Source organism: Salmonella sp. SA15303 (assembly GCF_029962125.1).
In the GTDB taxonomy this organism is placed as follows: Bacteria; Pseudomonadota; Gammaproteobacteria; order Enterobacterales; family Enterobacteriaceae; genus Salmonella; species Salmonella enterica.
On the sequence record NZ_CP123924.1, the window covers coordinates 2,151,693 to 2,177,500 of the forward strand.

Genomic DNA, 25,808 nt, shown 5'->3' on the forward strand with positions numbered 1-25,808 from the left:
GATACGCGTGATTGAACCGCTATTTTGCGAACAAACAGACATTTTATTGAGACAGAATTTATCGGCGCGCGCGTGGAAAACGGGGTATACAGACAAAAAATCCACGCCGGGACGTGGATTTTAGCGCAATGATTTGTCGCCTTAACCTGGATAGATACCGCGATCTTTACGGGCCAGCAGAATGCGCTCACAGGCGACAATATAGGCTGCGGTGCGCAGAGAGCAGGATTTCTCAGCCGCTTTCTCCCAGACATGGACAATCGCGTCGGTCATGATTTTGTCCATGCGCGCATTGATCTCTTCTTCGCTCCAGAAGAAGCTGGCCATATCTTGTACCCATTCGAAGTAGCTGACGGTTACGCCGCCTGCGTTACAGACCACGTCAGGCACCACAAGGATACCACGGCTGGCCAGAACATCATCAGCATCCGGATAGGTTGGGCCGTTAGCCCCTTCCAGCACCAGCTTACACGTCAGGGCTTCCGCGCGCTGACGAGTTATCTGACCTTCAAGCGCCGCCGGGATCAGAATATCCATCTCCAGACGCCAGAACGCATCGCTGGCGATAGTTTCCGCGCCCGGGAAACCGGCTATCTGTTTGTGTTCTGTCTGCCATGCCGTGAGCGCCTTCATGTCAATACCGGTGGCGTTAAACAGGGTCGCGGTATGATCCTGAATCGCCACGACACGGGCGCCAGCGCCTGCAAACAGACGCGCGGCTTCGCTGCCGACGTTACCGAAACCCTGAACCGCAACGCGAGCGCCTTCAACAGCAATATTCGCCCGACGTGCGGCTTCCAGCCCGCTGACGAAAACGCCGCGCCCCGTCGCTTTTTCACGGCCCAGCGAACCGCCAAGATGGATAGGCTTACCGGTGACGACGCCAGTGACCGTCGTGCCATGATTCATGGAATACGTATCCATCATCCAGGCCATCACTTTACCGTTGGTGCCGACATCCGGCGCAGGAATATCTTTCTGCGGCCCGATGATAATGCCGATCTCGCTGGTATAGCGGCGGGTCAAACGCTCCAGTTCACCTTCCGACAGCGAGAACGGATCGACGCGGATACCGCCTTTAGCGCCGCCGTATGGCAGGTTCAGCGCGGCACATTTGATGGTCATCCATGCTGACAGGGCCATCACTTCATTGAGATCAACGTCAGGATGGTAGCGAACACCGCCTTTACCCGGACCTCGGGAGAGGTTGTGCTGCACGCGATATCCTTCGAAATGACGAATAGTGCCATCATCCATTTGTACCGGAATATCGACGATCAGAGCGCGTTTTGGGTGGCGCAGAGTATCCACCCAGGGGGATAACTCGCCCAGATAAGGGGCCACACGCTCGATTTGTTGCAGGTAGGTATTCCAGGCAGATGTGCTGCTATCTGAAGCGTAAGATAACTTATCCATGATAAACCTTAGTGATAAAAGTAATATGTTCTTTAATTGACCGTGGTACATAGTAGATCACACCATGCAGCGATAAATTTAACACTTTTTTAAACAATTAACTCAGATCAAAAATGGCAGGCAGTTGGATTTTCGTTATGATTTTGGATGGGAAGTGGTTAACTATCCGCTATAAGAGGTGATATATTGCTAATTATGCAATTAATTGCTTAAATATGCGAAATATGTGCAAGGTGGCTATTTGTCATAATTATGACGCACCTCTAAAAGTAAACGTTATGATAACGACATGTATCAATGTTATGTCGTCCTGTCGGCGGGGAAACGTCTTCACCAGGCGCGTAAAAAGATAAAAATAACCGGAGTCAGACGGCGCTGACCCCGGTTTACCTCTTTATTGTTGACGCGACTCAAGCCATACCAGCGCCAGTGTCGACAGTGAGCACATCAGCAGAATGCCGACAAACCACAGTAAATACCACATCGCTCCCGCTCCCTAATAAAGTTCATGATCGTTGCGGCGGAGGGTCCCCAGGTTGATACGCCCCAACATTTTGTAATAGCTCCATAGCGTATAGAGCAGTACGATCGGCAGAAAAATCAGCACAATCACCAGCATGATTTCGAGCGTCATCTGGCTGGAGGTGCTGTCCCACACCGTCAGGCTGGAGAGAGGACTAACACTCGACGGCATCACAAAAGGAAATAGCGTTATGCCGGCGGTAAAGATGACGCAGGCCTGGGTCAGGGAAGCGAACAGAAATCCACGAATAGTCTGACCGCGAAGGCAGGCATAGAAAGCCAGAATCGGCAGGATCATACCGAGCAACGGGATGATGAGCAGTAGCGGCGAGCGTATAAAGTGGTTCATCCATGCGCCAGGGAGTATCGCCACGCCTTTTAAGAGCGGATTGGAAGGGCCGTTGGCATCCTGCGTGAGCAAGACAAAGCCATCAACGCCGGCCCACAGCCAGTAACCGGCCAGCAGGAAGCAGATCACGATCAGCAGCGCGCTGTAGCGGGTGGCCGACAGAGCCCGTTGACGAATAACGCCCTCCGTTTTCAACTGTAACCAGACGCCTCCTTGCATAATCACCAACGACAGACTCAATAATCCACACAGTAGGGCAAAGGGCGAGAGTAACTGCCAGAAGGTGCCAAAATAGTCAACATGAAGCTGCGGCGTGAAGGCAAACGGCACGCCTAAAAACAGGTTGCCGAACGCGATGCCGAATACGACTGGGGGAACCAGGCTGCCGATAACCAGACCGGTATCCCACAGCGCGCGCCAGCGGGCATTGGCGATTTTTCCCCGATAATCAAAGGCCAGCGGGCGAAAGAAGAGGGCACACAGCACCAGGATCATCGCCACATAAAAACCGGAAAACGCGGCGGCATAGACCCGTGGCCAGGCGGCGAATAATGCCCCGCCCGCGAGAATCAACCATACCTGGTTTCCTTCCCAGTGGGCGCCCACGCTATTGATCAATACCCGGCGTTCGTCATCGTTGCGCGCTATCAGCGGGAGCAGGCAACCGACACCCATATCAAACCCGTCAGTTACCATAAATGCCACCAGGATGACGCCGATCAGCAGCCACCAAATGAACCGCAACGTTTCATAATCCAACATGATTGTCTCCTTTATCCCTGTTGTTGCGCTTGTTGTTGATGTTGCATGGCGCTCGGCCCAAGACGCGCGTACTTCTGCATCAGATAGACTTCCGCGATTAAAAACAGGGTGTAAAGTCCGAGGATAAGTCCCATTGAGAAGGCCAGCTGGCCCGGCGTCAGCGCGGAGTGAGCGTACCAGGTCGGCAGAATGTCCTGAATCGCCCAGGGCTGACGGCCAAACTCCGTCATAAACCAACCGGCTTCAATGGCAATCCACGGTAACGGCAGGCTCCACAGCGTCATACGCAATACCCAGCGATGCTGGTCGATACGCATTCGCAGCGTCTGTATCAACGCAATCAACATCACCACTAACAGCAGCGAACCGCAGCCGACCATAATACGGAAACTCCAGAACACCGGCGCCACCTGAGGAATAGCGCCACGCTGGGCCGCACGATACTGCTCCGGCGTCACATGGTTCATATCCGGGGCATATTTCGCCAGCAGAATGCCGTACCCCAGATCGCCCTCAACGGCGTGAAACGCATTCAGTACCTGCGGCGAGCGATTGCCTTGCGCTATCTCCTTCATGAGTAACCAGGCCTCCCGGCCACGCTTCAGGCGCGGCAGAGCGTCGTCCATCAGGTTTTTTAACCCCGGAACCGGTGTATCCAGCGAATGGGTGGCCAGAATACCCAGCAGAGCAGGGATCTTCACGGCAAATGCATTACGCTCCTGTTCCTGCTGCGGCCAGGCAATCAGATGAAACGGCGCGGGCGCGGGTTCGGTTTGCCATTCGCCTTCCATCGCCGCCAGTTTCACCGGCTGAATTTGGGCGACTTCGTAGGCCGAACTGTCCCCCAGTTGCAGGGTTCCCAGAATGGCCAGGGTGCCGAATACTGAGCCGATAGCAAACGAGCGCAAGGCCACCTCACGCTCGCGGCCACGTAGCAGATACCAGGCGCTGATGGACATAATAAACATGGCGCCGGTGACATAACCGGACATGACGGTATGGACGAATTTCACCTGGCTCACCGGGTTAAAGACCAGATCGCTGAAGCTGCTCATTTCCATCCGTAACGTATCGATGTTGAAATGAGCGCCGGTAGGATACTGCATCCAGCCATTGGCATTCAGAATCCATAATGCTGAAATATTGGAGCCGAAGGCCACCAGCCAGGTGACCAGCAGGTGTTGGTATTTATTCAGCCGCTGCCAGCCGAAAAAGAACAGACCGACAAAAGTGGATTCGAGAAAAAAGGCCAGTAACGCTTCCATCGCCAGCGGCGCGCCGAAGATATCGCCCACATAGTTGGAATAGAGCGACCAGTTAGTCCCGAACTGAAACTCCATGGTCAGGCCGGTAGCCACACCGAGAGCAAAATTGATCCCGAAGAGCTTGCCCCAGAAACGCGTCATATCGCGGTAGACGGTTTTCCCCGTCACCACATAGATCGTCTCCATGACGGCCAGCAAAAAAATCAGCCCAAGCGTAAGAGGAACAAATAAAAAGTGATACAGCGCGGTCAGCGCAAACTGCCAGCGCGATAAGTCAATGACATCCCACATGCTAACTCCTGTAGGCAGAAAGAGAGTAAAAAGCTAATCAGTACCGGACTCCGGTGACGTTCCTGTTGAGAGCGCTAGCGCGTCTCCAGCCATCGGCAGACTTCATCCAGGCGCTGGCGCGAATCGGCCAGATCTTCCGGGGCCGCCAGTACCAGCTCCGGCAAAGGACAAATCTCATAGCTATCGAGCAACGGCCCTTTAAGGGCGTCCAGACAGCGCACATGCCAGAGATGGCGCAATGCTGTGGCGTTGATTTGGCTTTCGCCATACCCGGAGATGCGAATCTGGATGTTCCCGTGTCCGCATAAACGCGCCAGAAAAAGACGATCGGCCTCGCTGAGCGGCAGTTGGGTCAAATTGATGCTGTGTGGTTGCAACGCCGGATCGCGTACGTGCGCCAATAATTCATGGGCCAGCGGCAGTCCATTCATCAGGCCAGCGACAGGCGGAGGCAGCAGAGAGTCGTCAGGCAGCGTATCGGCAGTCGCCGCTTGCCATAATGTCAGGGGCGCGCTACCCGCTTCCAGACGATCCGTCAGCAGACGTCGGTTATGCAGATGGCGTACCCGCCACAGGCCGCAGAAGATGGTCTCCTGGATCTCGCTTTCACTCCCGTCCGGATGCTGAATGCGTACCGAGACTTCGCCTTCGCCCAATAGCGTATTGAGGAATGAGAGATCATCGGCATTCAGGGGAGATAACTCCCATCCCAGCACGTCGCCGACTTCCGGGATGCGCCGGGCAAGCTGACCTCGCAGATCGGTCAACAATGCCATCACCGCCGGGCTGTGAGCGCAGCGCTCCAGCGCCGCCATACTTGGGTCGCCATTGACCTGACAGGTGAGCGGTAAGGGATTCATCGAGAAACTGGCGTCATCAGGCTGCGTACCTGGCCCCAGCAGATGAAAAAAGGCGTTGCTCATTGTACTGTCTCCTGCGCTGCGGGAGTGTCAACTATCGAACGCATCAGCGTGAGCAGTTCAGCCCAGGGATGAATGCCGCTGAGCGCGCCGCGTAGCTTGCCGTCTGTAAAAACCAACGTCGCCGGAAACCGACGTACATTAAAGCGATCGCCGATAGCTTCGCTTTGTTCAAGGTCGGCCACCGCCACCTGCCAGTCAAACTGCGGGAACTCACGCAGGAGTTCGGCAATCATCACCGGGTTATCGCTGACTTCCGGCGTACGCCGCGGATCGCTACTTAACAGGATGACGCCATCTCCAACCCGTTTGATCCAGTCGTCTACCGTAGAAGCCTCTACCGGTTGCCATCCACGGGTTAACAGGCGTTGCCATAGCGCAGAGAACGGGGTGTCATTCGCCACTTCTTTTGCCCTCCAGACGTGTCTGATACTGACGTATGCGCACTCCCTCATAATTTTCCATCGACAGGCATTTATAGTTCAGGCAGCGTGCGACCTCATTTGCCTGCGGCACGATCCCCCAGGCGGCCAGTTGCGCCAGGGCGGCCTGTTCTGCCGCCGGTAGCTGGCTGCGAGCTATTTCGCTCAGGCTACCGCCGTAGTCGTCCAGTAGCGCCGGTTGCAGGCCGACCAGCGCAATGTGACAGGGCAGATGCCCGCGGATGTCGGCCAGCGCCAGAACTTCGGAAAAACTGTTTTGATGCAGGCTCATTTTTTTGGCGCTGAGATACGCGGGGATTTTCTCGCCGGCATAGGTTCGCAGGCTGCCCGGCGCCAGGCCGTAATCGATCGCGTCAAGGAGCAGGAGATGGCTGGCTTGCTCAACATAACCTAACAGGTTTAGCCCTTGCGTACCGCCGTCCACAATTTCTACCTCTTCAGGCCAGTGATATCGGGCATACAAACGCTCCGCGACCCGGATACCGAATCCTTCATCGGCCCACAGCAGGTTTCCTAACCCCATCACCACTACGCGTTGCGCATTCATGAGGGCTCCTTGTCGTGCGGTTTGGGGAATTTATGGCTGCGATAGCCATTGATCATGGTGGAGATCACCGTATCGTCGGACATAATGTCTTCCCGGATAGCGAGGTAAACGTGCCCGACGATGAAGGCGGCGATCAGCCACATGCCCAGTCGGTGCCAACTGTGAATATCGATGGAGTTGCCGCCGGTCCAGTAGAAAAATTCAACCACATAGCGGAACGGCGCAAAGATGGCGTACTGGCTATGCTCGCCAAACAGAGCGAAACCGGTGAGGATCATAAATACCGACAACAGGAAATAGCCGAACATCGCGGCCTGCGCGACAGGGTTATGTCCGATGTCGCTCCCCGGTTTTTTCTCCAGAAACAGATACCAGCGGACCACGGTGAAAGCGCCTTGCCACCAACTACGACGCCAGACCGGGACAATAAACAGCTCTCGTGAATAGCGGTTGCCGACACAGGCCCAATAAATTCGCCCCAGCAGTAACACGGTAAAGATCATCGCGGCGGCAAAGTGGATCAGCCGGATATAGCCCATGTAAAACAGATAGGTCGCCTCGCCACTCACCGACGGCAAGGGCCGGCCAATGAAGTAGCCTGTTACCATCAGTACCAACATGCAGGCCACCGTTAGCCAGTGCCACAGGCGTACCGGCGCTTCAAACACATAGTGGCTGACGGCAGTATCACGCGCCTCCCCGACGCGTGGAGATAGCTTTCCAGTCATCGTTCTTTTCCTTAACGCTTAGCGTACCTGGACGGCAATCAGTTCGCTGCCGTCGTCGCCGAGCACGTGGGTTGAACAGGCGAGGCAGGGGTCGAAGCTGTGCAGCGTCCTCAGGATTTCTAACGGTTGGTCGGGAATCGCCATTTGCGTTCCCATCAATGCCGCTTCATAGGCGCCGATCTGTTTTTTAGGATCGCGCGGGCTGGCGTTCCAGGTGGTGGGGACCACGCACTGATAGAGTTCAATCTTCTGATCGCGGATTGACGCCCAGTGTCCCAACGCTCCACGAGGCGCTTCGGTAAAACCGATGCCGCGGCAGTGCTGCGGCCAACTGGCCGGTTCCCATTTCTCGGTATTGGCGGTGGCCAGGTCGCCGTTTTTCAGGTTGGTCATAAGCCTGTCGAAAAAATACTGCAGCTTACCGACGGCCCATTGCGCTTCGTGCGCGCGGCATAAAATACGGCCAAGCGTAGACTGGATACCGGAGAGCGGCAGTTTAAGGGCAGACATCATGCGATCTACCGACTCTATGGTGGCGGCATCCCCTTTGTGATACGCGATAAGCGTTCGGGCAAGCGGGCCGACTTCCATGGCATGACCCCGCCAGCGCGGCGCTTTAATCCAGGAGTAGCGTTCCTGCTCGTTGAGCTGCTGGATATGCGTATCGCTGCCTTTGACATCACCCGGGTTGTACCAGGGATCGGTAATGCCGTCAAAAGGATGACGGCCCAGCCGATCGTCCGGATAGCGGTACCAGGCGTGATCCACAAACTCCTGTATCTGCTGCGGATCGGCCAAATCTACCGGCATAACATTTTTAAAATCGCCATTGATCACCGCGCCGCCCGGCATTAACAGGCTTTGCTGGCTGAAGTCGTTGGCAATGTCCGGAAATGCGCCGTAGCTCAGCACGCATTTATCCGACAGACCGGTGCCAATTTGACTCCATGCTTTATTGAACTGGCCGATAGCCAGCGCGTCCGGAACCATCACGTTGTTAATAAAGTCGGCGGTGCGGGTGATGATCGACTGCACCAGGTTGAGGCGCTCCATATTGATAGCCCCGACCGCGCCGCTTTGATCGAGATTGATCGCGCACGGCATCCCGCCAACGATCCAGTTAGGATGGGGGTTCTTACCGCCAAATATGGTATGGATTTTGACGATCTCGCGCTGGAAGTCGAGGGCTTCAAGATAGTGGGCAAAGCCCATCAGATTAGCCTCTGGCGACAATTTGTACTGTGGATGTCCCCAATAGCCGTTACGGAATATCCCAAGCTGACCGCCATCGACAAATTTCTTTAATCGATTTTGTACGTCAAAGAAGTAGCCCGGCGATGACATCGGCCAGGCGGAAAGGCTTTGCGCCAACTGCGAGGTGGCGCGCGGATCGGCTTTCAGCGCATTCAGAACATCAATCCAGTCCATACCGGCTAACTGATAAAAATGGACCAGATGATCGTGACACCACAACGTAGCCAGCATGATGTTACGTATAATATTGGCGTTATCCGGCACCTGGATACCAATCGCATCTTCGATAGCGTACACCGATGCCAGAGCATGTACCCCGGTACATACACCACAAATACGTTCAACAAACGCCCAGGCGTCACGCGGGTCACGGCCTTGCAGAATGATCTCCAGCCCGCGGAACATTGTGCCGCAGGAAACGGCATTGGTAATGACGTTTTGCTCATCAATGTTCACTTCGCAGCGCATATGCCCTTCGATGCGGGTAATCGGGTCCACGATCAGACGACGGCCGGCGTCGTTAACGGTATAACCCTGGGTTTGATACTGGTTACTCATGCCTGTTTATCCTCATTGTCCGGCTGTTGTTCGGCTTGCGCTAACTGTTGTTTGTGGCGTTTACGTTGGTTGAGCGCGCTGGCGACAGCGTGACCGCCAACGCCCGCCGCGACCACGCCCAGCGCGGTCAGCCCCACCGTATCGGCGGTTGAATGGGTACCCATCTGGGGAATATCCACCACGCGGCTATAAAACGAGCCGCGATCCCAGAAACCATTTTCTGAGCATCCCAGACATCCGTGACCGGACTGGATAGGAAAGGAGACGCCGTCATTCCAGCGTGTGGAGGAGCAGGCGTTATAGGTGGTTGGCCCTTTACAGCCCATCTTGTACAGGCAGTATCCCTTGCGGGCGGCGTCATCATCCCAGCTCTCGACAAATTCACCGGCGTCAAAATGGGCGCGGCGGTAGCATTTATCGTGGATACGCTGACCATAGAACATCAGTGGACGGCCCATGCGATCGAGTTCCGGCAGACGATCAAACGTCACCATATAGGTGATAATGGCGCTCATGACATCCGGGATTGGCGGACATCCAGGGACTTTCACGATCGGCTTGTCGGTGATCACTTTATCGATAGGCGTTGCCTGGGTCGGATTGGGGCGGGCGGCCTGGACGCAACCCCAGGAGGCGCAGTTTCCCCAGGCGATAATAGCGCTGGCGCCCGCGGCGGCTTTCTTCAGTTTTTCAATAAACGGGCGGCCGCCGCTGATACAGAACATTCCTTGCTCTCCTAACGGCGGATTGCCTTCCACCGCCAGAATGTATTTCCCGGCGTAGCGAGTGGTAATATCGTCAAAGACTTCTTCGGCCTGTGCGCCGGCGGCGGCCATCAGGGTGTCGTCATAATCAAGGGAAATCAGCGAGAGGATCACATCTTTGGCTAGCGGGTGCGAGGAACGGATAAAGGATTCGGTACAGCAGGTGCATTCCAGTCCATGAATCCAGACCACCGGAATTCGCGGTTTATTCTCCAGCGCCCAGGCGATCTTTGGCGTCATTCCGGCGCCCAGTCCCAGCGATGTGGCGGCAAGGCTACAGAATTTGAGAAAGCTGCGTCGGGTCACTCCCTTACGACGCATGGCTTGATAAAAGGTCTCCTCGTTATTCATAACGCGTATTTTTTCTCCTTTTTGCACCACGCTCCGCCAGGGGCATAAGGCGCTTTTGCGGGTCCGTTGACGTTCCGCCAGCAAGGTAAATCATTGTGTTACGCGCGAGCGCGGAAACGAGCCCGATTCACTTTGCACCGGCGTATACCGCCAGAAATAATGTGAAAAAAGCGTATCGGATTAACGATAAGAAACAATGTGAAGTGTGTGGGTATAGCTTATAGCGGTATATTTATACCCATTATCGGTTTTTCGGCGAAAGGGCCGTAGCGGGGAAGGGCGGTTGAGCTTGTTCCAGGATGAGGTTTTTAGCGAGTGACCTCGGGTAGATTTAGCCTGTTCTCGCCATTTCAGGGATGCGTAAGTTGATGCAAAAGGGGGGAGGATTTGAGGTCATCGTTAAAAGAAGCATACTTCGTGATGATTTTTATATAAAATAGTGATGCTGGTTTTAAAGGAATGCAAAAAAGAGACTGTTTGAAAGAGGGCGTCCCATGAAAAATAACATCAGATTTGACTTATCCGATTATTTGATTCATTTTTTTCGGGACGTTAATTTAGAGACCGGTAGCCATATTTATTTGCCTGAGCACTGTGGTTTTAATAATCAGCACCACGCATGTTTCATTGATGCTAAATATTTACTTCGATTATCTTTACGCAGTCATAAAATTTTCTCGTCCTGGTCATACCGAAATGGGCAACGAACCGTATATGGTGACTCCCCGGTGGTATGCTTTACAGATATGCCGATTGCAGCTTATTTAGAGACTGGTGTTCGCCGATTAGAACGAAATGAAAAAATCGGTTTATATGCAATCGTTTTACCTAAAGAGCAAATGTTTAATTATGGGGCAAGGCCAGTCATATATGGGTTGGATCAGCATAACAATGCTCGATGCTCGCAAGGCAGAAACGGGGAACGTATTCTTGATGAAACGGCTCTTCCTTTGATTGAACAATATAGATATGTTACTTATGTTCCAGGTAAGATTGACTGGACACATGAACGTGAATGGCGATGGCCATATCGTGGCGATATTAATAATTTCCTTAATCATATTAAAGAGTATGGTATTCCGGAAAACATTGAAAGTACCCCAGGATTTGATTTTAGATCAAGCGAAATAAGTGGTGCGGGGATAATCGTCCCGTTTGCAGAAGATATCCCTACCGTAGCTCACGATATTTTAACTTTAATTGACCGGGGTGTCATTGGAAGAAATACTTTCAAATTCATTATAGCTGTAGAGAGTTTACAATCATGGACCCAGCTCTCGGAACCGGGTGCGTTACTGTCCTGTATTAATGACAATACTTTCGAATTTGAATCTTTTTTTGATTTATCTGCATCTAAAGTAAAAAATTATGCTGACTCTATCAATGATTATGTAAGTGAATTATATTCAAAAAAAGATTTTTTAAATGATAGTTATGCAATGGAATTTGGAAATGCCTGGGTCTGGATTCATGATAACCAATCCCAGGTGGTACGGGCGTTACTGCAGGCTGGAATGATCAAGGTTAATAAAGAAGGGCGGTACTTATTAGATGTTAATTTGGCTTCTGTCGATTGGCCATTAAGAAGAAAAGAGGCTTTCGCAAGTCATGTTGCGGGATGGCTCAAACATCGTTTTGATATCGAAGCGGGAAGGTATTCCGTTCGGGGAAAAGATGATTATGATGCGATCCCAAGTTATGAGACGCCGCTAAAGGATCAGCATCCTTTTTATAACCATACAGTGAATGTCGACTGGTAATTAAGAAAAGAACTTACCCTGTTAGCTCTGCGTTAATTGAGCCTGTCAGTATGAGTTGAGATATTATGAAATAAAAAATCCACGCGGCTGCGTGGATTTTATGACTTTCTTTGCCTCTTATGAGATTCAGCAAAACCTCACGAGACAACAAATTTTATTTAGACGTTGAACAGGAAGTTCATTATATCGCCATCTTTAACGATATAATCTTTGCCTTCCGCTCGCATCTTACCGGCTTCTTTCGCGCCTTGTTCACCTTTATAGGTAATAAAGTCGTCAAAAGCGATAGTTTGGGCGCGGATAAAGCCTTTTTCGAAGTCGGTATGGATTTTACCTGCTGCCTGCGGCGCGGTTGCGCCAACCGGAATAGTCCATGCGCGAACCTCTTTCACCCCGGCGGTGAAGTAGGTCTGGAGGTTCAGCAGGCGATAACCAGCGCGAATAACGCGGTTCAGCCCCGGCTCTTCCAGACCCAGTTCAGCCATAAATTCGTCGCGCTCGTCATCATCCAGCTCAGCAATATCAGCTTCGACGGCGGCACACACCGGAACCACGACCGAACCTTCTTTGGCGGCGATTTCGCGAACCTGGTCCAGATACGGGTTATTTTCAAAACCGTCTTCATTGACGTTAGCGATATACATTGTCGGCTTCAGCGTCAGGAAGCTTAAATAACGGATAGCCGCTTTATCTTCGTCCGTCAGGTCCAGCGAACGCAGCATCCCCGCTTCGGCCAGGTGCGGCAGGCATTTTTCCAGCGCGGCCAGTTCCGCTTTGGCGTCTTTATCGCCGCCTTTGGCTTTCTTCTGTACGCGATGGATAGCGCGCTCGCAGGTATCGAGGTCAGCCAGCGCCAGTTCGGTATTGATAACATCAATATCTTCTGCCGGGTTTACTTTACCCGCCACATGGATGATATTGTCGTTCTCAAAGCAGCGAACCACGTGACCGATAGCTTCAGTTTCACGGATATTGGTCAGGAACTGGTTACCCAACCCTTCGCCTTTGGACGCGCCTTTTACCAGACCGGCGATATCCACGAACTCCATCGTGGTTGGTAGAATGCGTTGCGGTTTAACAATCTCAGCCAACTGGTCCAGACGCGGATCGGGCATCGGCACGACACCGGTATTCGGTTCGATAGTGCAGAACGGAAAGTTTGCCGCTTCAATACCGGCTTTTGTCAGCGCGTTGAACAGGGTGGATTTCCCGACGTTGGGCAGACCGACGATACCGCATTTGAATCCCATGATTTAACTCACCTTAATATCTTAATAATCAACCTGTTATAGAAAACAGATTGCAGAAATGGAAATAACTTCGCCTATTATACACGGCGTGCGGCAAAAATGCCGCACATCACTGGTTATTGCGCCTTAAAGGTATGCAAACGGCTTGTTGCTTTGGCCAGACCCTCTTTGAACCACAATTCCGTACAGCGTGCCGCTTCGTCAATGGCCTCATCAATTAATTTTTGTTCAGAAACAGGGGGTTTACCCAGCACGAAACCAACAACTTTATTTTTATCGCCTGGATGACCAATTCCAACGCGTAATCGGTGAAAGTTGGGATTATTGCCCAGCTTGCTGATGATGTCTTTCAGACCATTGTGGCCGCCGTGGCCGCCGCCAAGTTTAAATTTCGCGACGCCCGGAGGGAGATCCAGCTCGTCGTGAGCGACCAAAATTTCGTCCGGCTGAATACGGTAAAAACTGGCCATTGCGCCAACTGCTTTACCACTGAGGTTCATGAACGTGGTGGGTACCAGCAGGCGAACATCTTCCCCTTCCAGCGTGATGCGTGAGGTATAGCCAAAGAATTTAGGCTCTTCACGCAACGGCGCGCGCAGGCGCTCCGCCAGTAAATCGACGTACCATGCGCCTGCATTGTGTCGCGTCGCGGCATATTCCGCACCGGGATTCGCCAGACCAACAATCAATTTAATTGCCACGTTTTTTGTCCTGAGTAGATCCATAACTGGCGCGTAGTTTACTGTCTGTCTGCCCGCTTGACAAAACACAGCGACACTCTGAAGTAAATTAAATAATTGCCAGCATTGATTATTAAAAATGTAAACTGTTCAGTGTGTTATTTGTAAAGTTTTGTTAAATGAAACTTTACATTTGTGATCGCACCCGCACTTACAAACGAAAGTGTTGTCTATACTTTACACATAAAGTTTAGGGGGATTTCCTAAAAACAACCCAAAAGTTCCGGAGGTGACATATGAAACGCAAAAACGCTTCGTTATTCGGTAACGTGCTGATGGGGTTGGGGCTGGTCGTGATGGTTGTCGGCGTGGGTTACTCTATTTTAAACCAACTGCCGCAGTTTAATTTGCCGCAATTTTTTGCGCATGGCGCAATACTGAGCATTTTTGTCGGTGCAGTTCTTTGGCTGGCGGGGGCTCGTGTAGGGGGGCATGAGCAGGTGAGCGACAAATATTGGTGGGTACGTCACTATGACAAACGTTGCCGCCGTAACGACAATCGTCGTCATAGCTAACCGGTTCAGGCCCGGTAAGCGTTATCGCCACCGGGCATTGTCCATTAACTGAGTAAATCCGCTAACGCCTCCGTCCTGTTCGGGAAGAAGGTCAGACGCCCAGGAATAGGTTTGATACCGGCACGCGCCATTGTGCGCAGCGGTTGGAACTCCAGGTTACTGATACGCAATTCGCAACCTTCCGGCAGACGCTTCACAAAACGCTGAAAAGCATCAAGCCCGCCTGCATCCAGCACTGGTACTGCGTCCCATTTCAGAACGACGATACGTTTGCCCTTAATACGTGACTCAAGGTCGGTAAACAGCCCTTCCGCCGCGGCGAAAAAGAGCGGACCGATAACACGCAGCACCAGCACATCATCAGGCACATCGACATTGACCGGCGCAAGTCTAGTCATACGCGCAATACGGCGCATAAACAGCAGGGAAGCAAGGACAATCCCCACGCTGATGGCGATGACCATATCAAACAGAACCGTTAATGACATGCACAGCAGCATAACGATAATGTCGTCTTTCGGCGCATGGCGTAACAGATCCACCACTTTATGGGCTTCACTCATATTCCATGCCACCATCAGCAGTAGCGCCGCCATCGCGGAAAGCGGCAGCCAGGAGAGTAGCGGGGCCAAGACCAGTAGCGCCAGAATGACCAGGATAGCGTGAATTACCGCCGAGATGGGAGAGGTCGCGCCAGCGCGGACGTTGGCGGCAGAGCGGGCAATCGCGGCGGTGGCGGTGATGCCGCCAAAGAACGGCGCGACCATATTCCCCAGCCCCTGGCCGATAAGTTCGCTGTTAGCTTTATGTTTGGTGCCGGTCATGCCGTCCAGCACGACGGCGCAGAGCAATGATTCGATTGCCCCCAGCATTGCCATCGAGAAGGCCGCTGGCAGCAGCGCGCGCAGTGAATCCCAGCTTAGCGTGAAATCGGAGCCAGGAAGACTCCACGGCAGCATCAGTTGCGGCAGGAGCTGCGGGATGCCGTTGCCCTGAGTGCCGTCAGCCAGAACATAATGGAACTGTGAGCCGATAGTCGCCACATTGCCGCCCAGCAGATTAACGATCCCCATCACGGCGCAACCAGCCAGCAGCGCGGGAAGATGTCCTGGCAGACGAATACCGAGACGCGGCCAGAAAATCAACGTTCCCAGCGTTACCACGCCAATGGCGGCATCGCCAATATTGACGGTGGGCAACGCCATAAACAGCGCGCCGACTTTCTGCAAATAGTGCTCTGGCACATGGGCCATCTGCAGACCAAGAAAATCTTTAATCTGCATGGTACCGATGGTAATACCAATCCCTGAGGTAAAACCCAACGTGACCGACACCGGGATATATTCAATCAATCGCCCCAGTCTCGCCAGGCCGAAAAGGATCAGGAAGAAGCCCGACATCAGCGTGGCGACCAGTAGGCCCGCCAGACCAAACTGTTGCGATACCGGATACAAAATCACCACAAACGCGGCGGTAGGGCCGGAAACGCTAAAGCGCGAGCCGCCGGTTAGCGCGATCACGATCCCGGCGACAGCGGAGGTATAGAGGCCATACTGCGGCGCAACGCCACTGCCAATTGCCAGCGCCATCGCCAGCGGGATAGCAATAATCCCGACGGTGATCCCGGCTATCACATCACGGGTGAACCGGGAGGCGGTATATTTTTCTTTCCAGCAAGCATCGATGAGAGCGCGGAAAGGCATCACATGTGAGGAAAATAATTTGTTCACAATAATGTTTCATCCATGAGCGCATCATCTGTCAACTAAATGGCAGGTGAAGGAGGCATAAGTCATACAAAAGGGTGTTACAGACAAAAAAACCCGCCGCAGCGGGTTTCAGATCCGGGTTCGATCAATGCTCGAACATGGCGGAAATCGATTCTTCGTTGCTGATACGGCGAATCGCTTCGGCCAGCATACCTGACAGGGTCAAGGTACGCACGTTCGGCAGCGCTTTGATTTCGTCGGTCAGCGGAATGGTGTCGCAGACAACGACTTCATCAATGACGGAGTTGCGCAGGTTGTTTGCCGCATTGCCTGAGAAGATCGGGTGCGTCGCGTAGGCAAACACGCGTTTAGCGCCACGTTCTTTCAATGCTTCTGCTGCTTTGCACAGAGTACCGCCGGTATCGATCATATCATCAACCAGCACGCAGTCACGGCCAGCGACGTCGCCGATGATGTGCATCACCTGAGAAACGTTCGCGCGCGGACGACGTTTATCAATGATAGCCATATCGGTATCGTTCAGCAGCTTAGCGATAGCGCGGGCACGAACCACGCCGCCAATATCCGGGGAAACCACGATCGGGTTATCCAGATTCAGTTGCAGCATATCTTCGAGCAGGATTGGGCTACCGAACACGTTATCAACCGGAACGTCAAAGAAGCCCTGGATCTGTTCAGCATGCAGATCTACGGTGAGAACGCGGTCAACGCCGACGCTGGACAGGAAGTCAGCGACAACTTTTGCGGTAATCGGCACACGGGCGGAACGTACGCGACGGTCCTGACGTGCATAGCCAAAGTAGGGGATAACGGCGGTGATACGACCTGCGGAAGCACGACGCAGGGCATCAACCATAACGACCAATTCCATCAGGTTGTCGTTGGTTGGGGCACAAGTGGACTGGATGATGAAAATATCACCACCGCGTACATTTTCGTTGATTTGTACGCTGACTTCGCCGTCGCTAAAGCGACCTACGGCGGCGTCGCCGAGAGAAGTGTACAGGCGGTTGGCAATACGTTGTGCTAGTTCCGGGGTAGCGTTACCAGCAAAAAGCTTCATATCAGGCACGAGAAGAACCTCAGGCATGCGTCCATTGGTGGAAAGAATCTGCCGAAAACTGTGCGGGCCAGGCAAAATCCTATCCAGGCGGTGTATTAAAGAGCGCGATGCAACGTCTGGAACAAGGTGACGTTGTCACCGAAGCTCAGCTTGCCCGGCTTACTCGTCTTCATTCACGTTTCATGTGCGCTGGTATCGATGCCTCACACCGGTCAAATACGGCATATATGACCGGCGACTCGTCATTTCGCCATCTTCCTGAAACCCGAATGCGTTAGAGTAACTCTCGATGCAATGGGGAGAGGTTGACACCCTTCGCCACAAAAGCATTGAGCCATTCCGGGGCTTGCTCAAGCACCTGGCGAGCACAAGACTCTGTATCGAATTCAGCAAAGACACAGGCCCCTGTCCCAGTCAGGCGCGACGGCGCGTATTCTAACAGCCAGGAAAGCGCCGCATCAACCTCGCGAAAACGTTTTCTTGCGATAACCTCGCAATCATTGCTGAATTCACATTTTAGTAACGTATCTATTGACCTTTTTGGCGTATTACGCGGCAATTGAGGATCTTTAAAGATAACCGGTGTGGGAATGCTTACGCCAGGGTGCGCGACCAGATACCATTTTTCCGGCGGATTCACCGGCGTTAATATTTCGCCTACGCCTTCGGCAAACGCGGCGTGGCCACGAACAAAGACCGGGACGTCGGCGCCGAGCGTCAGGCCGAGCGTCGCCAGTTCATCAATGGAAAGCCCGCATTGCCAAAGATGATTGAGCGCCACCAGAACGGTCGCGGCGTTAGATGAGCCGCCGCCCAGACCGCCGCCCATGGGAAGGCGCTTCTCAATGCTGATATCCGCACCGCTTCCGGCGGGCAGGCGCCCACTCTCCGAGGCGACTTTCATCAACAGCCGCGCGGCACGGACGATCAGATTGTCTTCATTTTCAACGCCGTTAACCGGCGTTAATAAATGGATTTCGCCATCGTGACGCGGTTCGATGTGGAGTGTGTCGCCATAATCCAGAAACTGAAACAGCGTCTGCAGCGTGTGGTAGCCGTCTGCTCGCTGTCCGGTGATATATAAAAACAGATTTAATTTTGCCGGAGAAGGCCAATGGGTCATCATTTCACAATCCAGTTATCCATTTTCAGCTTAATGCGCTGACTGCCGTCTGAAAGCTCCATATTGGCAGGCATGGCAGGCTGCGTTTTGCTGTCATAGCCACCGTAAACCACTTTCCAGTTTTTACCATCCTGGCGATAGTTCACTTCGCTCAGGCGATACTGGTCGTCCAGTTTGTAGTCGGTGGCATCGCCAGGCAGACCGAGGATCCACTGCCGCAGGCTGTTTAACGGAATCGGCATCCCGGTGAGTTTGCCGATCATCTCTTCGGCGTCATCGGCGGTATAACGCTGGCCTTTGTTATCCACCAACTGAACGTTGCCCGGCTGGGCGTTAAGCTCCAGCTCGGTGCTGCCCAGCGGATTGGTGAGCAGCAGGCGATAGCGATCCTGTCCGGTCTGTTGCCAGAAGAAACGCGCATAGACTTTCTGATCATCTGAGATGTAAGCAAAGGCGCCGCGCGTCTGGTATTGATTCAGATGACGCACCTCTTGCTGATGCTGGCGCCACTGAGGGGAATCCGGGCTCTTGCCCGGGCCTTTATGCCCAGGAAGCGTACAGGCGGTGAGAACCAGGCTTGCTAACGGCAGTAGACGAATCAGGCGAAAATCGGGCAGGGTCATAGTGATGACGAATCCTTGTGATACGGTGCAATAATTGCCTGATGGCGTTACGCTTATCAGGCCTGAAAACTGAACCTGCAGGCTGTAAAAACGTTCGCGCCGCGATTCGGCAAATTTTTGCTATCGGTTACAGTTATAGCCTTTAATGCTAGCGCCGCCTGGTGACATCGTCTACTTTCAAGTTGTCTTAAATCATCAAATTAGCGAGCGCTGCCAATTACTCCAAAAGGGGGCTCTCTCTTTTATTGACCACGCGCATCCTGTATGATGCAAGCAGACTAACCATATCAACGCTGGTACTACTCCCGCAGACATGACCCTTTTAGCGCTCGGTATTAACCATAAAACGGCACCTGTATCGCTGCGAGAACGCGTAACGTTTTCGCCGGACACGCTTGATCAGGCGCTGGACAGCCTGCTTGCGCAGCCAATGGTGCAGGGCGGGGTCGTGCTGTCAACCTGTAACCGTACAGAGCTGTATCTGAGCGTGGAAGAGCAGGATAACCTGCAAGAAGCGCTGATCCGCTGGTTATGCGATTACCATAACCTGAACGAGGACGATCTGCGCAACAGTCTGTACTGGCATCAGGACAATGACGCCGTCAGCCACCTGATGCGCGTCGCCAGCGGTCTGGATTCACTGGTGCTGGGCGAACCGCAAATCCTCGGTCAGGTGAAAAAAGCGTTTGCGGATTCGCAAAAAGGCCACCTTAACGCCAGCGCGCTGGAGCGAATGTTTCAGAAGTCTTTTTCCGTCGCTAAGCGAGTGCGGACTGAAACCGATATCGGCGCTAGCGCCGTCTCCGTCGCGTTTGCCGCCTGTACGCTCGCCCGCCAAATCTTTGAATCGCTCTCGACGGTCACCGTACTGTTAGTTGGCGCGGGCGAAACCATTGAACTGGTGGCGCGTCACCTGCGCGAGCATAAAGTACAAAAGATGATTATCGCCAACCGAACCCGCGAGCGCGCGCAAGCCCTGGCGGATGAGGTAGGCGCTGAGGTTATCTCGCTCAGCGATATCGACGCCCGTTTGCAGGATGCCGATATTATTATCAGTTCGACCGCCAGCCCGCTGCCGATTATCGGTAAAGGCATGGTGGAGCGCGCATTAAAAAGCCGTCGCAACCAGCCGATGCTGCTGGTGGATATTGCCGTACCGCGCGACGTTGAACCGGAAGTCGGCAAACTGGCGAACGCTTATCTTTATAGCGTCGATGATTTACAGAGCATCATTTCGCATAATCTGGCGCAGCGTCAGGCTGCGGCAGTAGAAGCGGAAACGATTGTTGAGCAGGAAGCCAGCGAGTTTATGGCCTGGCTACGCGCCCAGGGGGCCAGCGAGACCATTCGGGAATACCGTAGTCAGTCGGAGCAGATTCGTGACGAACTGACTACCAAAGCGCTGTCGGCCCTTCAACAGGGCGGTGATGCGCAAGCCATCTTGCAGGATCTGGCATGGAAACTGACCAACCGCCTGATTCATGCGCCAACGAAATCACTTCAACAGGCTGCCCGTGACGGGGATGACGAACGCCTGAATATTCTGCGCGACAGCCTCGGGCTGGAGTAGCAGCACACACCACACTTTTTTACAGGGTGAATTTACGCCTATGAAGCCTTCTATCGTTGCCAAACTGGAAGCCCTGCACGAACGCCATGAGGAAGTTCAGGCGTTGCTGGGCGATGCGGGAATTATCGCCGACCAGGACCGCTTTCGCGCATTGTCGCGCGAATATGCGCAATTAAGCGACGTTTCTCGCTGTTTTACGGACTGGCAACAGGTTCAGGACGATATCGAGACGGCTCAGATGATGCTCGACGATCCTGAAATGCGAGAAATGGCGCAGGAAGAACTGCGCGAAGCGAAAGAAAAAAGCGAACAACTGGAGCAACAGTTACAGGTACTGCTGCTGCCGAAAGATCCGGACGATGAACGAAACGCGTTCCTTGAGGTTCGCGCCGGTACCGGCGGCGACGAAGCCGCGCTGTTTGCCGGCGATCTGTTCCGCATGTACAGTCGTTATGCCGAAGCGCGCCGCTGGCGCGTGGAGATCATGAGCATGAGCGAAGGCGAGCATGGCGGTTATAAAGAGATCATCGCCAAAATCAGCGGCGACGGCGTGTATGGCCGACTGAAATTTGAGTCCGGCGGACACCGCGTACAGCGTGTTCCGGCGACCGAGTCGCAGGGGCGTATCCATACCTCCGCCTGTACCGTCGCCGTGATGCCGGAGCTGCCGGAAGCCGAGCTGCCGGATATTAACCCGGCGGATCTGCGCATTGATACGTTTCGTTCTTCCGGCGCGGGCGGTCAGCACGTTAACACCACCGACTCCGCTATCCGTATTACCCACTTGCCGACCGGCATCGTGGTGGAATGCCAGGACGAGCGTTCGCAGCATAAAAACAAAGCGAAAGCGCTCTCGGTGCTCGGGGCGCGCATTCACGCCGCCGAAACGGCAAAACGCCAGCAGGCCGAGGCGTCAACGCGACGCAATCTGCTTGGCAGCGGCGATCGCAGCGATCGTAACCGGACCTATAATTTCCCGCAGGGGCGCGTGACCGATCATCGTATTAATCTGACGTTATATCGCCTTGATGAAACGATGGAAGGTAAGCTGGATATGCTGATTGAGCCGATTGTTCAGGAACACCAGGCTGACCTGTTAGCCGCCTTATCCGAGCAGGAATAATGGATTTTCAGCACTGGCTGCATGAGGCGGTAAACCAGCTCCGGGACAGCGACAGCCCCCGGCGCGACGCCGAGATCCTGCTAGAGTACGTTACGGGCAAGGGGCGGACGTATATCATGGCCTTTGGCGAAACGCCGCTTACCGACGTCCAGCAACAACAGCTCGCGGACCTGCTGCAGCGGCGTAAACAGGGCGAACCTATTGCGTACCTGACGGGCTTACGCGAATTCTGGTCGCTGCCGCTCTTCGTTTCTCCCGCCACGCTAATCCCGCGCCCGGATACCGAATGTCTGGTGGAACAGGCGTTGGCGCGATTGCCGGTAAAAACCTGTCGTATTCTGGATTTAGGCACCGGAACCGGCGCGATTGCGCTGGCGCTGGCCTGCGAGCGACCGGATTGCGAGGTGACTGCGGTCGATCGTATGCCTGATGCGGTTGCGCTGGCGATACGCAACGCGGAACATTTGGCTATCCGGAATGTGCGTATACTGCAAAGTTGTTGGTTCAGCGCGCTATCGGGGCAGCAGTTCGACATGATTGTCAGCAATCCGCCCTACATTGACGCGCAGGACCCGCACCTTAGCGAAGGCGATGTACGCTTTGAACCGCGCTCAGCGTTGGTGGCGGACGAAAACGGTATGGCGGATCTTACGCATATTATCGATAACGCCCGCCAGATGTTAACGCCCGGCGGCTTCCTGCTGCTGGAACACGGTTGGCAGCAGGGCGAAGCGGTAAGAGCGGTTTTCAGGCGGTCTGGTTACTCGGATGTAGAAACGTGTCGTGATTATGGTGGTAATGAACGCGTGACCTGCGGACGTTTTACGCCATGACAATTGCAATGTTGCTCACGCTTCATCTTATCTGTGTTGCGCTCTCCGTCAGTTTGTTTGTCGCTCGTTACTGGTGGCGCTATTGCGGCCATGCGTTGGCCGCCGCGCGCTGGACACGAATCGTGCCTCCCGTCATAGATACCCTGTTACTGCTTAGCGGTATTGGGTTAATCGTTAAAACGCACATCCTGCCATTCACGGAGTCGGGCTCATGGCTGACTGAAAAACTGTTTGGCGTTATCATCTACATCGTTTTGGGTTTTATTGCGCTTGATTATCGTCAGGCGCGCAGCCAGCAGGCGCGTTTTATCGCTTTCCCGCTGGCGCTGGTGGTGCTGTACATCATCATTAAACTCGCCACCACAAAAATACCGTTACTGGGGTAAGTCATGAGGTCGTTAGCTGATTTCGAATTTAACAATGCGCCGCTGTGTGATGGCATGATCCTGGCATCAGAGATGATTCGCCTGGATTTTCCCACGCAGTTTGTCTACGACGAACTGGAACGTCTGGTCAGTCTGGCGCAGGAAGAAATTAGCCAGCTCCTGTCTCAGGATGAGCAACTGGAAAAATTGCTGGCACTTTTTTACGGCGAGTGGGGGTTCACGGATTCCCGCGGCGTCTACCGTCTTTCTGATGCTTTATGGCTCGATAAAGTCCTGAAAAAACGCCAGGGGAGCGCGGTATCGTTGGGCGCTATTTTATTATGGATAGCAAACCGTCTTGATTTGCCGTTGGTGCCCGTTATCTTCCCAACGCAGTTGATTTTGCGTATTGAATCGCTGGAAGGGGAAATGTGGCTGATTAACCCGTTCAACGGTGAAACGCTTGATGAACATACTCTGGAAGTCTGGTTAAAAGGCAATATTAGTCCGGTCGCCGAGTTGTTTAATGAAGATTTGGACGAAGCGGATAACGCCGAAGTGATTCGTAAGCTACTGGATACGCTGAAATCCTCGCTGATGGAGGAACGGCAAATGGAGCTGGCGCTGCGCGTTAGCGAAGCATTGTTGCAATTTAACCCGGAAGATCCTTACGAAATCCGTGACCGCGGGTTGATCTACGCGCAGCTTGAGTGTGAACACGTTGCGCTGACTGATTTAAGCTACTTCGTTGAACAGTGTCCGGAAGACCCGATCAGCGAAATGATTCGTGCGCAGATCAACACCATTGCGCACAAGCAAATTGTTCTACATTAATTAACCGACATTTTACCTATAAGTGTAAGGCGATCCTATGAAACAAAAAGTGGTTAACATTGGCGACATTAAGGTGGCAAATGACCTGCCGTTTGTGCTGTTTGGCGGTATGAACGTGCTGGAGTCACGCGATCTGGCAATGCGCATTTGTGAGCACTACGTAACCGTTACCCAGAAGCTGGGTATTCCTTACGTGTTCAAGGCCTCTTTTGATAAAGCCAACCGTTCCTCTATTCACTCTTACCGTGGGCCGGGTCTGGAAGAAGGGATGAAAATCTTCCAGGAACTCAAGCAGACATTTGGCGTAAAAGTGATCACTGACGTCCATGAAGCCAGCCAGGCGCAGCCTGTTGCTGATGTGGTTGACGTGATTCAGCTCCCGGCGTTTCTGGCGCGCCAGACCGACCTGGTGGAAGCGATGGCGAAAACCGGCGCTGTGATTAACGTGAAAAAGCCGCAGTTCGTAAGCCCGGGTCAGATGGGCAATATTGTGGATAAGTTCCATGAGGGCGGTAACGATAAGGTGATTCTGTGCGACCGCGGCGCGAACTTCGGCTATGACAACCTGGTGGTGGATATGCTGGGCTTTAGCGTGATGAAAAAGGTCTCCGGCAACTCGCCAGTGATTTTCGACGTCACCCACGCGCTGCAATGCCGCGACCCATTTGGCGCCGCCTCTGGCGGTCGTCGTGGTCAGGTGACCGAGCTGGCGCGCGCCGGTATGGCTGTCGGTCTGGCGGGCCTGTTCCTGGAGTCGCATCCGGACCCGGCTAACGCGAAGTGCGACGGTCCTTCCGCGCTGCCGCTGGCGAAACTGGAGCAGTTCCTGACCCAGATAAAAGCGATTGATGATTTGGTGAAAAGCTTCGACGAGCTGGATACCGAGAACTGATTGCGGTTTTTAGCTTGTGTAGGCCGGATAAGATACTATCCGGCTTTTTTATATCAGGCAAAAATCGTCATCAGATAGGCGGCAAATAAAGCCAGATGCGCCGCGCCGTTTAGCACGTTGGTGCGTCCGGTAGAGAACGAAATATGGCACAGCACTAACGAGGCCACCATCACTACCATTTCCGGCGCGCCTAAACCAAACACCAGATCATTACCTGTCGCCCAGGCGATGAGCGTGACGACCGGCACGGTTAATGAAATCGTCGCCAACACCGATCCGAAGAACAGATTCATTGCCCGCTGAACCTGATTATTCAGTACCGCCTTCAGCGCGCCCAGTCCTTCCGGCGAGAGAATTAACAGCGCGACCAGGAAACCGGTAAAGGCGACCGGGGCGTTCATGCTGGTCAGCAACGCCTCCAGCGGGCTGGCATTCATTTTGGTAACGGCAATGACCGCAATTAAATGAATGAGTAACCAGACCGTATGCCAGCCGCTACTGTGCGCGGAGGGTTTACCGTGGTGTGGATTGTCATCATCGCCTTCATCTTCATGTTCATAGATAAATAAGCTCTGGTGCGTTTTGGTTTGAATCAACAAAAATACGCCGTACATCGCGGCGGAAATTAACGCGACCAATAATGCCTGACCGGTAGAGAAATTGGCTTGCGGCAATGCCATTGGAAAAACCAGCACAATAATCGCTAGCGGAAACAGCGCGATAAGATACTGCTTAATCCCAAATAAATTCATATATTGCGTTGCGAATTTACGCCCGCCCAACAACAACGAGAAACCGACCAGTCCCCCGGTGACAATCATAATAATAGAGTAGAGCGTATCGCGCATAAGCGTTGGCGCAGCATCGCCGGTAGCCATCAGCGCGGAAATTAAACTCACCTCAAGAATAACGACGGACAGGCTTAAAATAAGCGATCCATAGGGTTCGCCGAGTCGATGCGCTAATACATCGGCATGACGGACCACGCTAAATGCGCTGCTTAAAATACCAATAAGTGCAAGGATATTGATGCCAATAACCACTGGTAGTGACTGGCTGCTTCCCCAAAGGAACAGCACTACCAGCGCAAGAACCGGGAAAATAAGCGAAGTCTCCTTATGGCGGGTTTTCACCGCCTCACAGGCATGTGTCATGAGGGTCTCCCTTGTGCAGGTGTTAATATTTTGGAAAGAGTAAAGAAGGTAAAAATAGCAGAA

At 53.3% G+C, this 25,808-nt stretch carries 25 protein-coding genes; 8 read left to right on the forward strand and 17 right to left on the reverse strand.

Annotated features, from left to right (window positions below):
• Positions 1-141: 141 nt before the first annotated feature.
• The 10 genes from QEN31_RS10525 to hyaA form a co-directional block, all read right to left on the reverse strand.
• On the reverse strand, positions 142-1,416 hold the full coding sequence (locus tag QEN31_RS10525) for a Glu/Leu/Phe/Val family dehydrogenase (RefSeq protein ID WP_001526439.1): 1,275 nt from the start codon (positions 1,414-1,416) through the stop codon (positions 142-144).
• A 394-nt stretch (positions 1,417-1,810) separates the two neighbouring features.
• Positions 1,811-1,900: a cytochrome bd-II oxidase subunit CbdX gene (gene cbdX, locus QEN31_RS10530; protein WP_000270301.1), complete on the reverse strand. Its 90-nt coding sequence runs from the start codon at positions 1,898-1,900 to the stop codon at positions 1,811-1,813.
• Positions 1,901-1,912: 12 nt separating this feature from the next.
• Positions 1,913-3,049, reverse strand: a complete 1,137-nt coding sequence (gene appB, locus QEN31_RS10535; RefSeq protein WP_000888114.1) for a cytochrome d ubiquinol oxidase subunit II — start codon at positions 3,047-3,049, stop codon at positions 1,913-1,915.
• Between the two features lie 11 nt (positions 3,050-3,060).
• The gene (gene appC / locus QEN31_RS10540; protein ID WP_000263610.1) at positions 3,061-4,605 is read right to left on the reverse strand and encodes a cytochrome bd-II oxidase subunit 1; all 1,545 of its coding nucleotides are present in this window, start codon (positions 4,603-4,605) and stop codon (positions 3,061-3,063) included.
• A gap of 74 nt (positions 4,606-4,679) precedes the next feature.
• Complete coding sequence (locus tag QEN31_RS10545; RefSeq protein ID WP_000063377.1) at positions 4,680-5,528, reverse strand: hydrogenase expression/formation protein; 849 nt, start codon at positions 5,526-5,528, stop codon at positions 4,680-4,682.
• On the reverse strand, positions 5,525-5,929 hold the full coding sequence (hyaE, locus tag QEN31_RS10550; protein WP_001262581.1) for a hydrogenase-1 operon protein HyaE: 405 nt from the start codon (positions 5,927-5,929) through the stop codon (positions 5,525-5,527). The genes QEN31_RS10545 and hyaE overlap by 4 nt, the downstream gene beginning before the upstream one ends.
• Positions 5,919-6,515 (reverse strand): hydrogenase 1 maturation protease, encoded by a 597-nt coding sequence (hyaD, locus tag QEN31_RS10555; protein WP_000993803.1) that lies wholly within the window; start codon positions 6,513-6,515, stop codon positions 5,919-5,921. The genes hyaE and hyaD overlap by 11 nt, the downstream gene beginning before the upstream one ends.
• The gene (gene hyaC / locus QEN31_RS10560; protein WP_000147036.1) at positions 6,512-7,243 is read right to left on the reverse strand and encodes a Ni/Fe-hydrogenase b-type cytochrome subunit; all 732 of its coding nucleotides are present in this window, start codon (positions 7,241-7,243) and stop codon (positions 6,512-6,514) included. The genes hyaD and hyaC overlap by 4 nt, the downstream gene beginning before the upstream one ends.
• Positions 7,244-7,261: 18 nt before the next feature.
• Positions 7,262-9,055 (reverse strand): Ni/Fe-hydrogenase large subunit, encoded by a 1,794-nt coding sequence (hyaB, locus tag QEN31_RS10565; protein WP_000070978.1) that lies wholly within the window; start codon positions 9,053-9,055, stop codon positions 7,262-7,264.
• On the reverse strand, positions 9,052-10,170 hold the full coding sequence (gene hyaA, locus QEN31_RS10570) for a hydrogenase 1 small subunit (protein ID WP_001058312.1): 1,119 nt from the start codon (positions 10,168-10,170) through the stop codon (positions 9,052-9,054). The genes hyaB and hyaA overlap by 4 nt, the downstream gene beginning before the upstream one ends.
• A gap of 494 nt (positions 10,171-10,664) precedes the next feature.
• Here hyaA and QEN31_RS10575 point away from each other — a divergent pair, with 494 nt between their 5' ends.
• On the forward strand, positions 10,665-11,930 hold the full coding sequence (locus tag QEN31_RS10575) for a DUF4427 domain-containing protein (protein ID WP_000794388.1): 1,266 nt from the start codon (positions 10,665-10,667) through the stop codon (positions 11,928-11,930).
• A gap of 158 nt (positions 11,931-12,088) precedes the next feature.
• Here QEN31_RS10575 and ychF read toward each other — a convergent pair whose 3' ends face one another.
• Together ychF and pth are read right to left on the reverse strand one after the other, a co-directional pair.
• Positions 12,089-13,180, reverse strand: coding sequence for a redox-regulated ATPase YchF (gene ychF / locus QEN31_RS10580; protein WP_000505850.1), 1,092 nt, complete (start codon positions 13,178-13,180; stop codon positions 12,089-12,091).
• Positions 13,181-13,296: 116 nt separating this feature from the next.
• On the reverse strand, positions 13,297-13,881 hold the full coding sequence (pth, locus tag QEN31_RS10585; RefSeq protein WP_000985595.1) for an aminoacyl-tRNA hydrolase: 585 nt from the start codon (positions 13,879-13,881) through the stop codon (positions 13,297-13,299).
• 275 nt (positions 13,882-14,156) lie between these two features.
• Here pth and ychH point away from each other — a divergent pair, with 275 nt between their 5' ends.
• Positions 14,157-14,435 (forward strand): stress-induced protein YchH, encoded by a 279-nt coding sequence (gene ychH / locus QEN31_RS10590; RefSeq protein WP_000823878.1) that lies wholly within the window; start codon positions 14,157-14,159, stop codon positions 14,433-14,435.
• Positions 14,436-14,479: 44 nt separating this feature from the next.
• Here the strand turns inward: ychH and dauA are convergent, their stop codons facing one another.
• The 4 genes from dauA to lolB form a co-directional block, all read right to left on the reverse strand.
• Positions 14,480-16,165 carry a C4-dicarboxylic acid transporter DauA gene (dauA, locus tag QEN31_RS10595; protein ID WP_001037181.1) on the reverse strand — a complete coding sequence of 562 codons (1,686 nt, stop codon included), beginning with the start codon at positions 16,163-16,165 and terminating at the stop codon, positions 14,480-14,482.
• Between the two features lie 124 nt (positions 16,166-16,289).
• On the reverse strand, positions 16,290-17,237 hold the full coding sequence (prs, locus tag QEN31_RS10600) for a ribose-phosphate diphosphokinase (RefSeq protein ID WP_001518537.1): 948 nt from the start codon (positions 17,235-17,237) through the stop codon (positions 16,290-16,292).
• A gap of 265 nt (positions 17,238-17,502) precedes the next feature.
• Positions 17,503-18,354 carry a 4-(cytidine 5'-diphospho)-2-C-methyl-D-erythritol kinase gene (ispE, locus tag QEN31_RS10605; RefSeq protein WP_000988246.1) on the reverse strand — a complete coding sequence of 284 codons (852 nt, stop codon included), beginning with the start codon at positions 18,352-18,354 and terminating at the stop codon, positions 17,503-17,505.
• A complete protein-coding gene (lolB, locus tag QEN31_RS10610; RefSeq protein WP_000174484.1) occupies positions 18,351-18,974 on the reverse strand; it encodes a lipoprotein insertase outer membrane protein LolB in 624 nt (207 codons plus the stop codon). Before lolB ends, ispE begins: the two co-directional genes overlap by 4 nt.
• Positions 18,975-19,287: 313 nt before the next feature.
• Here lolB and hemA point away from each other — a divergent pair, with 313 nt between their 5' ends.
• The 6 genes from hemA to kdsA are packed head-to-tail and all read left to right on the forward strand — an operon-like array spanning position 19,288 to position 24,591.
• Complete coding sequence (gene hemA, locus QEN31_RS10615) at positions 19,288-20,544, forward strand: glutamyl-tRNA reductase (RefSeq protein ID WP_000173208.1); 1,257 nt, start codon at positions 19,288-19,290, stop codon at positions 20,542-20,544.
• A 40-nt stretch (positions 20,545-20,584) separates the two neighbouring features.
• Positions 20,585-21,667 carry a peptide chain release factor 1 gene (gene prfA / locus QEN31_RS10620; RefSeq protein ID WP_000804703.1) on the forward strand — a complete coding sequence of 361 codons (1,083 nt, stop codon included), beginning with the start codon at positions 20,585-20,587 and terminating at the stop codon, positions 21,665-21,667.
• On the forward strand, positions 21,667-22,500 hold the full coding sequence (gene prmC, locus QEN31_RS10625) for a peptide chain release factor N(5)-glutamine methyltransferase (protein WP_000347310.1): 834 nt from the start codon (positions 21,667-21,669) through the stop codon (positions 22,498-22,500). The genes prfA and prmC overlap by 1 nt, the downstream gene beginning before the upstream one ends.
• Positions 22,497-22,886 (forward strand): invasion regulator SirB2, encoded by a 390-nt coding sequence (gene sirB2 / locus QEN31_RS10630; protein ID WP_000150667.1) that lies wholly within the window; start codon positions 22,497-22,499, stop codon positions 22,884-22,886. Before prmC ends, sirB2 begins: the two co-directional genes overlap by 4 nt.
• 3 nt (positions 22,887-22,889) lie before the next feature.
• On the forward strand, positions 22,890-23,699 hold the full coding sequence (gene sirB1 / locus QEN31_RS10635) for an invasion regulator SirB1 (protein ID WP_001257065.1): 810 nt from the start codon (positions 22,890-22,892) through the stop codon (positions 23,697-23,699).
• A gap of 37 nt (positions 23,700-23,736) precedes the next feature.
• Entirely contained in the window at positions 23,737-24,591 is an 855-nt protein-coding gene (kdsA, locus tag QEN31_RS10640; RefSeq protein ID WP_000811046.1) for a 3-deoxy-8-phosphooctulonate synthase, read from the forward strand.
• Positions 24,592-24,644: 53 nt separating this feature from the next.
• Here kdsA and chaA read toward each other — a convergent pair whose 3' ends face one another.
• Positions 24,645-25,745, reverse strand: a complete 1,101-nt coding sequence (chaA, locus tag QEN31_RS10645; protein ID WP_000148418.1) for a sodium-potassium/proton antiporter ChaA — start codon at positions 25,743-25,745, stop codon at positions 24,645-24,647.
• Positions 25,746-25,808 lie beyond the last annotated feature (63 nt).

Excerpts from the sequence above, each read along its gene's own strand:
- QEN31_RS10545 (WP_000063377.1), bottom strand. The coding sequence starts at position 5,528 with ATGAGCAACGCCTTTTTTCATCTGCTGGGGCCAGGTACGCAGCCTGAT.
- ispE (WP_000988246.1), bottom strand. The coding sequence starts at position 18,354 with ATGATGACCCATTGGCCTTCTCCGGCAAAATTAAATCTGTTTTTATAT.
- hyaD (WP_000993803.1), bottom strand. The coding sequence starts at position 6,515 with ATGAATGCGCAACGCGTAGTGGTGATGGGGTTAGGAAACCTGCTGTGG.
- kdsA (WP_000811046.1), top strand. The coding sequence starts at position 23,737 with ATGAAACAAAAAGTGGTTAACATTGGCGACATTAAGGTGGCAAATGAC.
- hyaB (WP_000070978.1), bottom strand. The coding sequence starts at position 9,055 with ATGAGTAACCAGTATCAAACCCAGGGTTATACCGTTAACGACGCCGGC.
- hyaA (WP_001058312.1), bottom strand. The coding sequence starts at position 10,170 with ATGAATAACGAGGAGACCTTTTATCAAGCCATGCGTCGTAAGGGAGTG.
- ychF (WP_000505850.1), bottom strand. The coding sequence starts at position 13,180 with ATGGGATTCAAATGCGGTATCGTCGGTCTGCCCAACGTCGGGAAATCC.
- chaA (WP_000148418.1), bottom strand. The coding sequence starts at position 25,745 with ATGACACATGCCTGTGAGGCGGTGAAAACCCGCCATAAGGAGACTTCG.
- cbdX (WP_000270301.1), bottom strand. The coding sequence starts at position 1,900 with ATGTGGTATTTACTGTGGTTTGTCGGCATTCTGCTGATGTGCTCACTG.
- sirB1 (WP_001257065.1), top strand. The coding sequence starts at position 22,890 with ATGAGGTCGTTAGCTGATTTCGAATTTAACAATGCGCCGCTGTGTGAT.
- appB (WP_000888114.1), bottom strand. The coding sequence starts at position 3,049 with ATGTTGGATTATGAAACGTTGCGGTTCATTTGGTGGCTGCTGATCGGC.
- hyaC (WP_000147036.1), bottom strand. The coding sequence starts at position 7,243 with ATGACTGGAAAGCTATCTCCACGCGTCGGGGAGGCGCGTGATACTGCC.
- prfA (WP_000804703.1), top strand. The coding sequence starts at position 20,585 with ATGAAGCCTTCTATCGTTGCCAAACTGGAAGCCCTGCACGAACGCCAT.
- QEN31_RS10525 (WP_001526439.1), bottom strand. The coding sequence starts at position 1,416 with ATGGATAAGTTATCTTACGCTTCAGATAGCAGCACATCTGCCTGGAAT.
- lolB (WP_000174484.1), bottom strand. The coding sequence starts at position 18,974 with ATGACCCTGCCCGATTTTCGCCTGATTCGTCTACTGCCGTTAGCAAGC.
- appC (WP_000263610.1), bottom strand. The coding sequence starts at position 4,605 with ATGTGGGATGTCATTGACTTATCGCGCTGGCAGTTTGCGCTGACCGCG.
- ychH (WP_000823878.1), top strand. The coding sequence starts at position 14,157 with ATGAAACGCAAAAACGCTTCGTTATTCGGTAACGTGCTGATGGGGTTG.
- prmC (WP_000347310.1), top strand. The coding sequence starts at position 21,667 with ATGGATTTTCAGCACTGGCTGCATGAGGCGGTAAACCAGCTCCGGGAC.
- hemA (WP_000173208.1), top strand. The coding sequence starts at position 19,288 with ATGACCCTTTTAGCGCTCGGTATTAACCATAAAACGGCACCTGTATCG.
- QEN31_RS10575 (WP_000794388.1), top strand. The coding sequence starts at position 10,665 with ATGAAAAATAACATCAGATTTGACTTATCCGATTATTTGATTCATTTT.
- sirB2 (WP_000150667.1), top strand. The coding sequence starts at position 22,497 with ATGACAATTGCAATGTTGCTCACGCTTCATCTTATCTGTGTTGCGCTC.